Source organism: Janthinobacterium sp. PAMC25594 (genome assembly GCF_019443505.1).
Taxonomy (GTDB): Bacteria; Pseudomonadota; Gammaproteobacteria; order Burkholderiales; family Burkholderiaceae_D; genus Janthinobacterium.
This window is the reverse complement of the sequence record NZ_CP080377.1, coordinates 2,862,502-2,876,261: the sequence shown is the minus strand read 5'-3', so window position 1 is coordinate 2,876,261 and position 13,760 is coordinate 2,862,502. Positions and strand designations below refer to the sequence as shown.

The window sequence follows — 13,760 nt, the reverse complement described above, 5'->3', positions numbered from 1 at the left end:
AGGATCAACGAAGGAAAACGCGATGATCGAGTCTTTGAACTATTTGCCGCATCCCGCCCTGCCCAACGAGGAACTGGCGGGCCATTTCACGGACCTGGCGCCGCCCCTGACGGCGCGTCAGGCGGCCATCGAAAGCGCCCGCTGCCTGTATTGCTACGACGCGCCGTGCAGCCGCATCTGTCCGTCGGAAATCGACGTGGCTAGCTTCATCCGCAATATCCACGACAAAAACATCAACGGCGCCGCCGCCGGCATCCTGAAACAGAACATCCTGGGCGGCAGTTGCGCCCGCGTCTGCCCCACGGAAATCCTGTGCGAAGACGTCTGCGTGCGCAACCACGACGCCGAAGGCCAGCCTGTGAAAATCGGCCTGTTGCAGCGCTACGCCGTCGACCATATGCATTTTGCGGCGCACCCGTTCCGGCGCGCGGCCGCCACCGGCAAGACGATCGCCATCGTTGGCGCGGGCCCGGCTGGCCTGTCGTGCGCGCACCGCCTGGCCATGCTGGGGCACGACGTGGTGATCTTTGAAAAAGAGGGCAAGGCGGGCGGCCTGAACGAATACGGCATCGCCAAGTACAAGCTGACGGACGACTTCGCGCAAAAGGAAATCGACTTCCTGCTGGGCATAGGCGGCATTGAAATCCGATGTCGCCAGGTACTGGGCGAGAACCTGCAGCTGCGCGACTTGCATGCGCAGTATGACGCCGTGTTCCTCGGTCTGGGCCTGGGCGCCAGCCGCAAGCTGGGCCTGACGGGCGAAGATGCGCCGGGTCTCCTGGCCGCCGTCGATTACATCGCCGCGCTGCGCCAGGCCGACGACCTGGCCGCGCTGCCCGTGCCGAAACGCGCCATCGTCATTGGCGCCGGCAATACGGCCATCGACATGGCCGTGCAGATTGGCCGCCTGGGCGCCGAGGAAGTCACCCTGGTCTACCGGCGCGGCTTCGACGCCATGACGGCCACGCACCACGAGCAGGATATCGCCAAGGCCAACCAGGTGCGCATGCTGACGTGGGGCCAGCCGCAACAGGTGCTGCTCGATACTGCCGGCAAGGTCGCCGGCATGCGTTTCGAGAAAACGCGGATGCAGGGCACGCGCCTGGCGGGCACGGGCGAAACGTTCGACGTGGCGGCCGACGCCATCTTCAAGGCCATTGGCCAGAGCCTCGATACCGGCGTGCTGCATGATTCGATGGCGTCGCTGCTGCAGCGCGAAGGCGACAAGATCGCCGTCGACGCGGGCTTTCGCACGGTGCTGCCGGGGATCTACGCGGGCGGCGACTGCGTGGCGCCGGGGCAGGACTTGACGGTGCAAGCCGTCCAGCATGGCAAGCTGGCCGCATTGGCCATCCATTCCGATTTGTTGAATAAAGTGGAGGCTGCATAATGGCTGATCTCAGCATCGAATTTTGCGGCATCAAGGCGCCGAATCCCTTCTGGCTGGCGTCCGCGCCGCCCACCGACAAGGCCTACAACGTGGTGCGCGCGTTCGAGGCGGGGTGGGGCGGCGTCGTGTGGAAAACCCTCGGTGAAGACCCGGCCGCCGTCAACGTCTCGTCGCGTTATTCCGCCCTGTACGGCAAGAACCGCGAAGTGGTGGGCTTCAACAATATTGAGTTGATCACGGACCGCTCGCTGGAGATCAACCTGCGCGAAATCACGCAGGTGAAAAAGGACTGGCCCGACCGCGCCATGATCGTCTCGCTGATGCTGCCCTGCGAAGAGCACTACTGGGCCGACATTTTGCCGAAGGTGGAAGCGACAGGAGCGGACGGCATCGAACTCAATTTCGGCTGCCCGCACGGCATGCCGGAGCGGGGCATGGGCGCGGCCGTGGGCCAGGTGCCCGAGTATGTGCAGATGGTGACCGCCTGGTGCAAGAAGCACAGCAAGCTACCCGTCATCGTCAAGCTCACGCCGAACATCACGGACGTGCGCATGCCGGCGCGCGCGGCCAAGGCGGGCGGCGCCGACGCCGTCTCGCTGATCAACACCATCAACTCGATTACCTCGCTGGACCTGGACCGCATGGTGGCCTTGCCCATCGTGGGCGGCGCCAGCACGCACGGCGGCTATTGCGGGTCTGCCGTCAAACCGATCGCCCTGAACATGGTGGCGGAAATCGCCCGCGATCCGCAGACGCGCGGCTTGCCCATTTCCGGCATCGGCGGCATCGGCAACTGGCGCGACGCGGCCGAATTCATCGCCCTGGGCGCCGGCTGCGTGCAGGTGTGCACGGCGGCCATGCTGCATGGTTTCCGCATCGTCGACGAGATGAAGGATGGCTTGTCGCGCTGGATGGATGAGAAGGGGTATGCGCGCATCAGCGATTTTTCCGGCAAGGCCGTGGCCAACACGACGGACTGGAAATACCTGGACATGAATTACCAGGTGATCGCGCACATCAACCAGGATGACTGCATCAAGTGCGGCAAGTGCTATGTGGCTTGTGAAGACACGTCGCACCAGTCGATTGCGCAACTGATCGACGCCGCCGGCATGCGCACGTATGAGGTCATCAAGGAGGAATGCGTGGGCTGCAACCTGTGCGAAATCACCTGTCCGGTGCAGGGCTGCATCACGATGGTGCCGCAGGTCACGGGCAAGCCATATATGAACTGGACGCAGGATCCCAGAAATCCACGGGCATTGGTGGAAACGGCTTAGGGCACGTTTTTTGCGTACGTTTATTTTATAAACTGTTGCCTGTCTTTGCAGTAAGCTAGACTGCCGCAGTTTACACAATGCCGTATCCCTGGCGTCATTCAAGATGCCGGCGGCCTAACCGATGGAGAATACCTGTGAACCACGACTATTCAGGCAATACGCAGCTGTGGAATGAAGACCTGGCGCCCACCACGGCGGCGCAGCGTACCTGGCGCTGGTATCACTTTGCCGCGCTGTGGGTGGGCATGGTGATGTGCATTCCCGCCTATACCCTGTCGGCCAGCCTGATCGACAGCGGCATGTCCGGTTACCAGGCGGTGCTCACGGTATTCCTCGCCAACGCCATCGTGCTCTTGCCCATGCTCTTGATCGGCCATGCGGGCACCAAGTACGGCATCCCGTATGCCGTGCTGGCGCGCGCCTCGTTCGGCACCATGGGGGCGCGACTGCCGGCGCTGATGCGCGCCATCGTCGCCTGCGGCTGGTACGGCATCCAGACCTGGTTCGGCGGGCAGATGATCTATACCCTGATGGGCGTGTTGATGGGGCATGAACTGGGCGGCGAGAAGATCGCGGGCCTGGGCATCAACGGTAGCCAGTTGCTGTGCTTCCTGGCTTTCTGGGCCATCCAGTTCTATTACATCCTGCACGGCATGGAGTCGATCCGCAAGCTCGAAACCTATACGGCGCCCTTGAAAATCCTCATCTGCTTCGTGCTGCTGTACTGGGTGCACAGCAAGGCTGGCGGCGTGGCCAGCTTGCTGGACCAGCCATCGCAATTCATCCCCGGCGGCAAAAAGGCGGGCCAGTTCTGGAACGTCTTCTGGCCATCGTTGACGGCCATGGTGGGTTTCTGGGCCACCCTGGCGCTGAACATTCCCGACTTCACGCGCTTCGCCAAGACGCAGCGCGACCAGGTGATCGGCCAGTCGGTCGGCTTGCCCGTGCCCATGGGTTTGCTGGCCATGCTGGCCGTGATCGTCACTGCCGGCTCCGTGGTCATGTACGGCAAGGCCATCTGGGATCCCGTCGACCTGGCCAGCCGCATGACGGGCGCCGCCGTGCTGGTCGCGCTGATCATTCTGCTGATCGACACGGTCAGCGTCAACCTGGCGGCCAACCTGGTGGGCCCGGCGTACGACTTTTCCTCGCTGGCGCCGAAGCAGATTTCGTACAAGATGGGCGGCTACATCACGGCCTTCATCGCCATCGTCATGATGCCGTGGAAGGTGCTCGAATCGACCCAGGGTTATATCTTCACGTGGCTGATCGGCTACTCGGCCCTGCTGGGCCCCATCGCCGGCATTCTCATCGTCGACTATTATTTTGTGCGCAAGACGCAGCTCGACGTCAGGCAGCTATACCGCGACGACGGCATCTACTCGTATGGCAATGGCTGGAACATGGCGGCGCTGATCGCCTTTGTCGTCGCCGTGCTGCCGAATATCCCCGGCTTTCTGAACGCGGCTTTTCCCACGGCGTTTCCCGGCGTGGCCGAAGGCTTTAAAACCATCTACACCTACGCCTGGTTCGTGGGTGTGGCCATCGCCGCGGTCGTTTACGGCGTCATGATGAAGGGCAGGGTCGTAGCGCACGTGCAGCAGGTGCCGCAGTCCTGATCTTTTCGAGAAGGAGACAAGATGACTACATTGATACGTGGCGGTACCGTCGTCAACGCCGACCGCGCGTTTCGCGCCGATGTGTTGATCGAGGGCGACACGATTGCCGCCGTCGGCGAGAACTTGCCGGTGCCAGCTGGCGCCACCGTGATCGAGGCGGGCGGCCTGTACGTGATGCCGGGCGGGATAGACACCCACACGCACATGAATCTGCCCTTCATGGGCACGGTGACGTCCGACGATTTTTTCACGGGCACGGCGGCGGGACTGGCGGGCGGCACCACCACCATCATGGACTTCGTCATTCCCGCACCGAAGCAGTCGCTGATCGAAGCGTATCATCAGTGGCGCGCATGGTCGGCCAAGGCGGCCGGCGACTACACCTTCCACGTGGCCATCACCTGGTGGAGCGAACAGGTGCATGAAGAGATGGGCATCCTCGTGCGCGAGCATGGCGTGAACAGCTTCAAGCACTTCATGGCCTACAAGAATGCCATCATGGCCGACGATGAAACGCTGGTGAAAAGCTTTACCCGCTCGCTGGAGCTGGGCGCGCTGCCCACCGTGCATGCGGAAAACGGCGAGCTGGTTTTTCAATTGCAGCAAGCCTTGCTGAAAAAGGGGATTACCGGGCCGCAGGCGCACCCGTTGTCGCGTCCTCCGGCAGTGGAGGCGGAGGCGGCCAACCGCGCCATCGCGATTGCCAATGTGTTGAATACCCCCGTGTACATCGTGCACGTCTCGTGCGCCGAGTCGCTCGACGCCATCACACGCGCGCGCGCCAACGGCCAGCGCGTGTATGGCGAAGCGCTGGCGGGCCATCTGGTGATCGACGACAGCGTCTATCAGAGCGATGATTTTGATTTCGTGGCGGGCCACGTCATGAGCCCGCCGTTCCGCGGCAAGCACCATCAAGCGGCCTTGTGGCACGGCCTGCAAAGCGGCAACCTGCACACGACGGCCACCGACCATTGCACCTTCTGCGCCGAGCAGAAGGCGGCTGGCAAGGACGACTTCACGCGCATCCCGAACGGCTGCGGCGGCGTCGAGGAACGCATGGCCGTGGTGTGGGATGCGGGCGTCAATTCCGGCATGCTGACACCGTCCGAATTCGTCAAGGTGTCGTCGACCAATGCGGCGCAGATCTTCAATATGTATCCACGCAAGGGCGTCATCGCCGCGGGCAGCGATGCCGACATCGTGCTGTGGGACCCGCAGGGCACGCGCACCATTTCCGCCGCCACGCAGTTTGCCAAAGGAGGCTTCAACGTCTTCGAAGGGCGCACCGTGCGCGGCATCCCCAGCACCACGATTGCCGCCGGCAAGGTGGTGTTCCACCAGGGCGAGCTGACGGCCGTCGAAGGGGCAGGGCGCTATATCGAGCGCCCGGCGTTTGCCGCCACCACCGCATGAAGTCAGGAGACAATAATGAATGATCTACGCATCAATGGCGAACGGCTGTGGGCAGCCCTGATGGAACTGGCGCAGATCGGCGCGACAGTGAAGGGCGGCGTCAAGCGCCTGGCCCTGACGGACCTCGACAAGCAGGGGCGCGACCTGGTGGTGCGCTGGGGCCGTGAAGCCGGCATGAGCATTACCATCGACCAGATCGGCAATGTCTTCATGCGCCGCGACGGCACCGACAATACCTTGCCGCCCGTGATGACGGGCAGCCACATCGACACCCAGCCCACGGGCGGCAAGTTTGATGGCAATTACGGCGTGCTGGCGGGGCTGGAAGTGGTGCGTACCCTGAACGACCTCAATATCAAGACGCGATCGCCCATCGAGGTGGCGTTCTGGACCAACGAGGAAGGCTCGCGCTTTGTGCCCGTGATGATGGGTTCCGGCGTATTTTGCGGCGCTTTTTCGCTCGAAACCGCGTATGCGGCGAAAGACACGGAAGGCAAAACGGTGGGCGAGGAGCTGGCGCGCATCGGCTATCGTGGAGACCAGGTGCCGGGCGACCATCCCATCGGCGCCTATTTCGAAACGCATATCGAGCAGGGCCCTGTGCTGGAAGACGCCGATAAAGTCATCGGCGTGGTGCCTGCCGTGATGGGGCTGTCCTGGTACGACTGCGTGGTGACGGGCATGGAGGCGCACGCCGGTCCTACGCCCATGGGCTTGCGCAAGGATGCGCTGCAGGTGGCCACGACCATCATGCAGGAAGTTGTCGCCATCGCCAACCGCTACCCGCCTTACGGGCGTGGCACGGTGGGCATGGTGCAGGTGTTCCCGAACAGCCGCAACGTGATTCCCGGCGAAGTCACATTCAGCATCGACCTGCGCAATGTGAACGACGAACTGCTCAACACCATGCACGGCGAAATCACGGCCTTCATCGACGCCACGCGCGAGACGACGGGCCTGGGCATTTCACTGGAGCGTGTTTCCTATTACCCGCCATGCCCGTTCCACCCAGACTGCGTGGGCGCCGTGCGCAATGCGACTGAAAAACTGGGTTATTCCGTGATGGACGTGGTCTCCGGCGCCGGCCACGACGCCATCTACGCGGCCCGACTGGCGCCGGCCGGCATGATCTTCGTGCCCTGCAAGGATGGCATCAGCCACAATGAAATCGAAGACGCCAAGCCCGAGCACCTGGAAGCGGGCTGCAACGTGCTGCTGCATGCGATGCTGGAGCGGGCCGTGGCTGTGTAGGTTGCCGGCCCACGTCCCCCACTCAGGGCTTGGGCTGGAAGTTGCGTAAAAAGGCCAGCAGCGCGCGCGCCGCGATGTCGGCGTCGTCGGCCGTCATGGTTTCCAGCGGGTTGTGGCTGATGCCGCCATTGCCGCAGCGCGTAAACAGCATGGCCACGTCGGTGATGGCGGCCATGGCCATGGCGTCGTGGCCGGCGCCCGACAGCAGCGCGTATGGTTCGATGCCGACCGATTCCACGGCTTGTGCCAGTTGCGCCATCAGCCATGGCGCGCACGGCGCAGCACGCGCCGACAGCAGCAGTTCCAGCTGGTAGTCGATCTGGCGCCGCGCGCAGATGGCGGCGATGCCATCGAGGATGTCGTCGACGGCCGCCTGGCGTACCGCGTCGCTGGCCGCGCGGATATCGACCGACAGGGTGCAGGCGCCGGCTATCACGTTGACGGAGCCGTTGGGTACCTGCAGCTGGCCGACGGTGCCCACCAGCGCTTCGCCCTGGCTGCAGCGCCGTTCCACCAGCAGGATGATTTCGGCCGCCGCGCTGGCCGCGTCCTTGCGCATGTGCATGGGCGTGGTGCCCGCGTGGCTGGCCACGCCGCCAAGATTGACCAGGTAGCGCGAGCTGCCGGCAATCGCCGTGACGATTCCCAGCGGCAGGTCGCGCTCCAGCAGCACGGGGCCCTGTTCGATATGCACTTCCACATAGCCGAGCAAATCGGCAGGGTCACGCGCGATGGCGCCGATGGCGCTCGCCTCGTGGCCGGCGGCGGCCAACGCGTCGCGCATGCTCACGCCATCCGTGTCGCATTGTTCCAATAGCGACAAGTCGAACTTGCCCGTGACGGCCGTGCTGCCCAAAAACGTGCTCTTGAAGCGCACGCCTTCCTCTTCGGCGAAGCCGACGATCTCGAGGTGGAAGGGCAGCTTTTCGCCCCGTTCGTGCAGGTGGCGCACGACGGCGATCGGCAGCACGATACCCAGCCGGCCATCGTATTTGCCGCCGTTGCGCACCGTGTCGTAGTGCGAGCCCGTCATCAGCGTCTTTGCGCCGGGCGCGTCGGACAGATAGCGGCCGACCACATTGCCGACGGCGTCGATCTGCACCTGCATGCCCGCCTCCCGCATCCAGTCGGCCAGCTGCGCGGCCGTTTTCCGGTGCGCCGGCGTCAGGTAGGCGCAGGTCAGGTTGTAATCGCTGTCGCTCCAGCCGGCCAAGGTTTCAGCGTGCTGCATGATGGCCGGACCGAAGTCCAGGCGCACGTCGAACAGGTCGTTCAGGCGCAGCTCGGCGATGCGCTTGATCTGCCGCAGCGATTCGGCCAGTTCATCGGCGCGCCGGTTCTTCAGGCGCCGGGAAAAGGTGGCGATGATGTCCTGGCGCGTGAGGCCTTCGCCCGTCGGGCCCTTGACGGCCAGGATGAAGGGAAAGCCGAACTTGGTGTTGTATTCGCTGTTGAGGCGCTGCAGGGTGGCAAATTCGTCGGCGCTGCACAGATTCAGGCCGGACTTGGCCTGTTCGCGCGTCGACTCGACCGTCAGCTGTCCCGCGACGGCGGCCTTGCCGGCCAGTTCGGGGTGGGCGCGGATGAGTCCCAGCTGTTCTTCGGGCGAGGCCAGGGCCAGCACGCGCTGCAATTCCGTCTTGAGCGCCGTCAGGCTGGCAAACGGCCGCGCGGCGGCTGCGCGCTGGGCGATCCAGGGCGAATGTTCGTAGATGCCATGCAGCTGCGCGATAAAATCGGCCTGGCTGCCGGCGTTCAGGTCTGAAAGGGTGGTCATGGTTTTCCGATCATGCAAGCGGTGATGATAGCGCCCTGTTCCTGCGTTCATTATATGCGCGTGCTGATAGCGGCTATCGCTGCACCAGCGCCTTGGCCGCCGCGCTGACCTGGTCGCGCAGCCATTTGTGCTCGGGCGCCTGGTGCACGCGCTGGTGCCACAACTGGTAAAAGCGCATCGGCGGGAATTTCAATGGCACGGTATACGTTTTCAGCGGCAGGGTCTTTTCATAGAAGCGCATGAACTGGCGGCCCGTGGTGAGTACCAGATCCGTCTGCGTCAGCATGTAGGGGATCAGGCCGAAATACGCCGATTCCACCACCACGTTGCGCTGCAGGTTTTGCCGTTCGAGGAAGGAGTCGATCACGCCGTGATAGCCCGGCATCATCTGCGACGGCGCCACGTGCGGCAGGCTCAGATAGTCGTCGAGGGTCATGGCGTCGCTGGCCGTGCGCCGCGCATAAGCGTTTTCCGCATGCATGGCGCAGACGATGGGATCTTCGAACAGCTTCGAGATGTGCAGGTGGGCGGGCGGCTCGTCCCAGTTGGCGATGACCAGATCCAGCCCTCCATCGGACAATTGGCGGATATGATCGATGCCCGGTCCCAGGCTGTGCAGCACGACGCGGCTTTTCGGCGAACCGCGGCGCAGCAGGGCCACCACATTGGGCAGGAACTGGCTGTCCAGGTAGTCGGGCGCGGCGATATGGAAGGTGCGCGCCTCTTCCTGCGCCACGAACGGCGTCTTCTTGATAAACAGGCTTTCCGTCTGGTCGAGGATGCGCTTGGCCGGATTGAGCAGGCTTTCGCCATGCTGCGTGGGCACCATGCCGCGCGCGCCGCGCACCAGCAGCGGGTCGCCCGTCAGTTCGCGCAGCTTGCGCAAGGAGGCGGAGATCGACGGCTGCGGCTGGTTGAGTTTGAGCGCCACGCGCGAGACATTCTTTTCCACCAGCAGCAGGTAGAGGATGCGGATCAGGTGCAGGTCGAGGTGTTGCGGCAGGCTGGACATGGGGCGGCGGCTCTGTTGTATATCGATTTGAATATGTCAAATATACGATATTTTTCATGTGAAGGGCGGTAAATCCGTTTATCTTGTGTAGATTGGCACGAATATGGGTTCGGTCTGACTAGAGGAAATTTATGGACGTATTTGCCTACCTGATTCCGTACGGCCTTGAGTGGCTGAACCTGATCGTCCGCTGGCTGCACGTCATCACGGGCATCGCCTGGATCGGCGCTTCCTTTTATTTCGTGTGGCTTGACAACTCGATCCGTCCGCCCGCGCCCGGCTCCGAGCTGGCGAAGAAGGGCGTCTCGGGAGAATTGTGGGCCGTGCATGGGGGCGGTTTCTATAACCCGCAAAAATATCTGGTGGCGCCCGCCGAACTGCCGAAGGAGCTGCACTGGTTCAAGTGGGAGGCGTATTCCACCTGGTTGTCCGGCTTTGCGCTGCTGACGATTGCCTATTATTTCAATGCGCAGGCCATGATGATCGACAAGGCCGTGGCCGATATCTCCAGCGGGCAGGCCGTCGGCATCGGCATCGCCACCCTCGTCATTGGCTGGACCGTGTACGACCTGCTGTGCCGCTCGAAGCTGGCGCAATATGAACTGTGGTTCGGCGTGACGGTGTTTGCGCTGATCGTCGGCGCCGCGTACGTGCTCACGCATTTGCTCAGCGGGCGCGCCGCCTACATCCACGTGGGCGCCATGATCGGCACCATCATGGTGGCCAATGTACTGATGCTGATCATTCCCGGCCAGCGCAAGATGGTCGAAGCCATGGCCGCCGGCAAGCTGCCCGATCCCAGGCACGGCCTGAAGGCCAAGCAGCGCAGCGTGCATAATAATTATTTTACGTTGCCGGTGCTATTCATCATGATCAGCAACCACTACGCGATGACTTACCGCAACGATCACGCGTGGCTGGTGCTGGCGCTGATCATGGCGGCCGGCGTCTTCATCCGCCACTTTTTCAACCTGCGCCACAAGGGCAGAGTCGAGTGGCGCTATCCGGCCATCGGCGTGGCCCTGCTGCTGGCCGTAGCTATCGCCATCGCGCCGAAAGCGCCCGTGGCGGCCGCGCCCGTGGCGGACCCCGCCGCCCAGTTCGTGGCCGTGCATGCCATCATCGCCCAGCGCTGCGCCACCTGCCATTCGGCCCAGCCCACGCAAGCGGGTTTCGCCACGGCGCCGGCCGGCATGATGCTGGATAATGAAATGGAAATCCGCCAGCACGCGGCGCAAATCTACAAGCAGGCCATCGAGCTGAAAGCCATGCCGATCGGGAACCTGACCAATATGACGGAGGCCGAGCGCAGCGAATTGGGCGCCTGGCTGCAACAGACCATGCAAGGAGAAAAATGACTACCCACGCGGAAAAAATCACGGCCTGGATCGACGCGCACTTCGACGAAGAAGTCGCCTTTTTACAGCAGGTGGTGCAGCAGCCGACGGATACGCCGCCCGGCAATAACGCGCCCCATGCGGAGCTGGTGGCGCAGCTGCTGCAGGCGTATGGCTGGAACGCCGAAAAGCACGCGGTGCCAGCGGACCAGGTCGAGGCCTATGGCATGCAGAGCATCACCAACCTGATCGTGCGCCGCCCGTATGCGGCAGGCGGGCCGACGGTGGCCCTGAATGCGCATGGCGACGTGGTGCCGCCCGGCGACAACTGGACGTATCCGCCGTATGGCGGCCAGATCGACGGCGGCTATATCTACGGCCGCGCGACGGCCGTCTCGAAGGGCGATTTCGCCACCTATGTGTTTGCCGCGCGCGCGCTCGAAGCGCTGGGTATTCCCTTGAAGGGCCAGCTGGAACTGCATTTTACCTACGACGAGGAATTCGGTGGCTTGCTGGGACCGGGCTGGCTGCTGGAGCAGAATCTGACGCAGCCCGATTTCGTCATCGCCGCCGGTTTCAGCTATGGCATCGTCACGGCGCACAACGCCTGCCTGCAGCTGGAAATCACCGTGCACGGCAAGTCGGGCCACGGCTCCATGCCAGAGACGGGCCATGACGCGCTGCAGGCGGCCAACAAGATCCTCAACGCCATCTATGGCCAGCTGCCGGAGCTGAAAAAGATCAAATCCAAGGTGGCCGGCATCGACTCGCCCACCATGCTGGTGGGCCGCATCGACGGTGGCACGAATACCAATGTGGTGCCGGGCAAGGTCGTCATGAAGATGGATCGGCGCATGATCCCGGAGGAAGACCCGGTGGCGGTGGAAGCGCAGGTGCGCGCGCTGATCGAAGACGCCGTGCGGGGCGAACCTGGCATTCGCATCGAGATCCGCCGCCTGCTGCTGTCGCACGCGCTGCGGCCCTTGCCCGGTTCCGAGCAGCTGGTCGGCAGCCTGCAAAAGAATGCGCAAGCCATCCTTGGCGAGACGATTCCCGCCGTCGGCACGCCCCTGTATGCGGATGCGCGCCTGTATGGCGAGCGGGGCATCCCCGCCGTGCTGTATGGTGCCGGCCCGCGCACGGTACCCGAGTCGAACGCGAAGAAGGCCGATGAGCGCCTGGCGCTCGATGATTTGCGCAAGGCCAGCAAGATCGTCGCCCTGACCCTGCTCGACTTCCTGGCCGTCTGACGGGGCGGCGACCATGCCGCTGGCATCCGGTAAGATGCATGCCTGGAAAATCGGGGAGGCAGCATGGATGTGACTGGCAAGAGGACGATAAGGGAACTGGCGGCCGATCTGGCCGCCGGCCGCATCACCAGCGTGGCACTGACACAGCAGATGCTGGCGCGCGCCGAGGCGCACCGGGCGCAGGGCGGGTTCGCCTATGTCAGCCTCGATGGCGAACATGCGCTGATGGAAGCGCGGGCCAGCGATGCGGCGCGCGCCGCGGGCATCGTTGCCTCGCCCCTGGCCGGCGTGCCCATCTCGATCAAGGACCTGTTCGACGTGAGGGGGCAGGTCAGCAGCGCCGCCTCGCTGGCACTGGCCGATGCGCCGCCCGCCGATGCCGATGCGGGTGCCGTGGCACGCCTGCGCGCGGCCGGCGCCGTCCTGCTGGGCCGTACCAATATGAGCGAATTCGCATTTTCCGGCCTGGGCTTGAATCCCCATTACGGCACGCCGCGCAATCCGCACGACGGCACGCGCGTGGCGGGCGGCTCCACCTCGGGCGGCGCCGTCACGGTGGCCTTGACGATGGCGGCCGGCGCGCTGGGCACGGACACGGGCGGGTCGATCCGCATCCCGTCCGCCTTTTGCGGCCTGACCGGTTTCAAGCCGACGGCAGCCGCCGTATCGCTGGCCGGCACGGTGCCCTTGTCGCGCTCCCTCGATTCGGCAGGGCCCATCGCGCACAGCGTCGATTGCTGCGCCATTTTGTACGCAGCGTTGTCGGGCCATGACATCGGCGCGCAGGCACCGGCACTGAAAGGCTTGCGCTTCGGTTTTACCACCGACTACGTAGGCGCCAATGTCGAGCCACAGGTGCGGCAGGCTTTCGAGCGCGCGCTGGACAAATTGCGCGCGGCCGGCGCGCTGGTGGAACAGTTCGATTTCCCCGAATTGCTGGAGCTGCCGACGATTAATGGCGGCGGCGGCCTGGTGGCGGCGGAAGCCTGGCACTGGCACCGGGCGCTGCTCGATGACAAGGGCGCGCAATACGACCAGCGCGTGGCGGCGCGCATCCGCCGCGGCCAGCGGCAGGGCGCGTCTGACTACATTGATTTGCTCGATGCGCGCGCGCGCCTGATCGCCATCGCGAAACAGCGCCTGGCGCCGTTCGACGCCTGGTTGATGCCCAGCGTGGCTATTCTGGCGCCGCAGCTCGCGCCGCTGGAAGCGGATGACGCCACCTTCTTTGCCACGAACGGCCTGGCGCTGCGCAACGCCAGCGTGATCAATTTCCTCGATGGCTGCGCGCTGTCGCTGCCGTGCCACGCCGAGGGCGAGCTGCCCGTGGGGCTGGGCATCTGCGGCATGCATGGCAATGATGAGCGCGTGCTGCAAATCGGCCGCGCCGTGGAGGCGTTGCTGCGGGGAAGTGGAAAAGAATAGTGCCGT

Annotated in this window: 10 protein-coding genes; 8 read left to right on the top strand and 2 right to left on the bottom strand. The window is 64.0% G+C overall.

Annotated elements, in window-relative coordinates:
• Positions 1 to 22: 22 nt before the first annotated feature.
• The 5 genes from KY494_RS12925 (at position 23) to KY494_RS12905 (ending at position 6,953) form a co-directional block, all read left to right on the top strand.
• Positions 23 to 1,390 carry an NAD(P)-dependent oxidoreductase gene (locus tag KY494_RS12925; RefSeq protein WP_219891202.1) on the top strand — a complete coding sequence of 456 codons (1,368 nt, stop codon included), beginning with the start codon at positions 23 to 25 and terminating at the stop codon, positions 1,388 to 1,390.
• Entirely contained in the window at positions 1,390 to 2,670 is a 1,281-nt protein-coding gene (preA, locus tag KY494_RS12920; RefSeq protein WP_219891201.1) for an NAD-dependent dihydropyrimidine dehydrogenase subunit PreA, read from the top strand. The genes KY494_RS12925 and preA overlap by 1 nt, the downstream gene beginning before the upstream one ends.
• A gap of 134 nt (positions 2,671 to 2,804) precedes the next feature.
• A complete protein-coding gene (locus KY494_RS12915) occupies positions 2,805 to 4,289 on the top strand; it encodes an NCS1 family nucleobase:cation symporter-1 (protein ID WP_219132996.1) in 1,485 nt (494 codons plus the stop codon).
• Between the two features lie 21 nt (positions 4,290 to 4,310).
• Positions 4,311 to 5,702, top strand: a complete 1,392-nt coding sequence (hydA, locus tag KY494_RS12910) for a dihydropyrimidinase (RefSeq protein ID WP_219891200.1) — start codon at positions 4,311 to 4,313, stop codon at positions 5,700 to 5,702.
• A 15-nt stretch (positions 5,703 to 5,717) separates the two neighbouring features.
• Positions 5,718 to 6,953, top strand: coding sequence for a Zn-dependent hydrolase (locus KY494_RS12905; RefSeq protein ID WP_219891199.1), 1,236 nt, complete (start codon positions 5,718 to 5,720; stop codon positions 6,951 to 6,953).
• 22 nt (positions 6,954 to 6,975) lie between these two features.
• Here the strand turns inward: KY494_RS12905 and KY494_RS12900 are convergent, their stop codons facing one another.
• Together KY494_RS12900 and KY494_RS12895 are read right to left on the bottom strand one after the other, a co-directional pair.
• Positions 6,976 to 8,730, bottom strand: coding sequence for an allantoate amidohydrolase (locus tag KY494_RS12900; RefSeq protein WP_219891198.1), 1,755 nt, complete (start codon positions 8,728 to 8,730; stop codon positions 6,976 to 6,978).
• Positions 8,731 to 8,803: 73 nt separating this feature from the next.
• The gene (locus tag KY494_RS12895; protein WP_100875714.1) at positions 8,804 to 9,742 is read right to left on the bottom strand and encodes a LysR substrate-binding domain-containing protein; all 939 of its coding nucleotides are present in this window, start codon (positions 9,740 to 9,742) and stop codon (positions 8,804 to 8,806) included.
• Between the two features lie 131 nt (positions 9,743 to 9,873).
• Here KY494_RS12895 and KY494_RS12890 point away from each other — a divergent pair, with 131 nt between their 5' ends.
• From KY494_RS12890 to KY494_RS12880, 3 genes are all read left to right on the top strand, one after another.
• The gene (locus tag KY494_RS12890; protein ID WP_219891197.1) at positions 9,874 to 11,100 is read left to right on the top strand and encodes a urate hydroxylase PuuD; all 1,227 of its coding nucleotides are present in this window, start codon (positions 9,874 to 9,876) and stop codon (positions 11,098 to 11,100) included.
• On the top strand, positions 11,097 to 12,329 hold the full coding sequence (locus KY494_RS12885) for a M20/M25/M40 family metallo-hydrolase (protein WP_219891196.1): 1,233 nt from the start codon (positions 11,097 to 11,099) through the stop codon (positions 12,327 to 12,329). The genes KY494_RS12890 and KY494_RS12885 overlap by 4 nt, the downstream gene beginning before the upstream one ends.
• A gap of 63 nt (positions 12,330 to 12,392) precedes the next feature.
• On the top strand, positions 12,393 to 13,754 hold the full coding sequence (locus KY494_RS12880; protein WP_219891195.1) for an amidase: 1,362 nt from the start codon (positions 12,393 to 12,395) through the stop codon (positions 13,752 to 13,754).
• Positions 13,755 to 13,760 lie beyond the last annotated feature (6 nt).

Excerpts from the sequence above, each read along its gene's own strand:
- KY494_RS12925 (WP_219891202.1), top strand. The coding sequence starts at position 23 with ATGATCGAGTCTTTGAACTATTTGCCGCATCCCGCCCTGCCCAACGAG.
- preA (WP_219891201.1), top strand. The coding sequence starts at position 1,390 with ATGGCTGATCTCAGCATCGAATTTTGCGGCATCAAGGCGCCGAATCCC.
- hydA (WP_219891200.1), top strand. The coding sequence starts at position 4,311 with ATGACTACATTGATACGTGGCGGTACCGTCGTCAACGCCGACCGCGCG.
- KY494_RS12905 (WP_219891199.1), top strand. The coding sequence starts at position 5,718 with ATGAATGATCTACGCATCAATGGCGAACGGCTGTGGGCAGCCCTGATG.
- KY494_RS12900 (WP_219891198.1), bottom strand. The coding sequence starts at position 8,730 with ATGACCACCCTTTCAGACCTGAACGCCGGCAGCCAGGCCGATTTTATC.
- KY494_RS12895 (WP_100875714.1), bottom strand. The coding sequence starts at position 9,742 with ATGTCCAGCCTGCCGCAACACCTCGACCTGCACCTGATCCGCATCCTC.
- KY494_RS12890 (WP_219891197.1), top strand. The coding sequence starts at position 9,874 with ATGGACGTATTTGCCTACCTGATTCCGTACGGCCTTGAGTGGCTGAAC.
- KY494_RS12885 (WP_219891196.1), top strand. The coding sequence starts at position 11,097 with ATGACTACCCACGCGGAAAAAATCACGGCCTGGATCGACGCGCACTTC.
- KY494_RS12880 (WP_219891195.1), top strand. The coding sequence starts at position 12,393 with ATGGATGTGACTGGCAAGAGGACGATAAGGGAACTGGCGGCCGATCTG.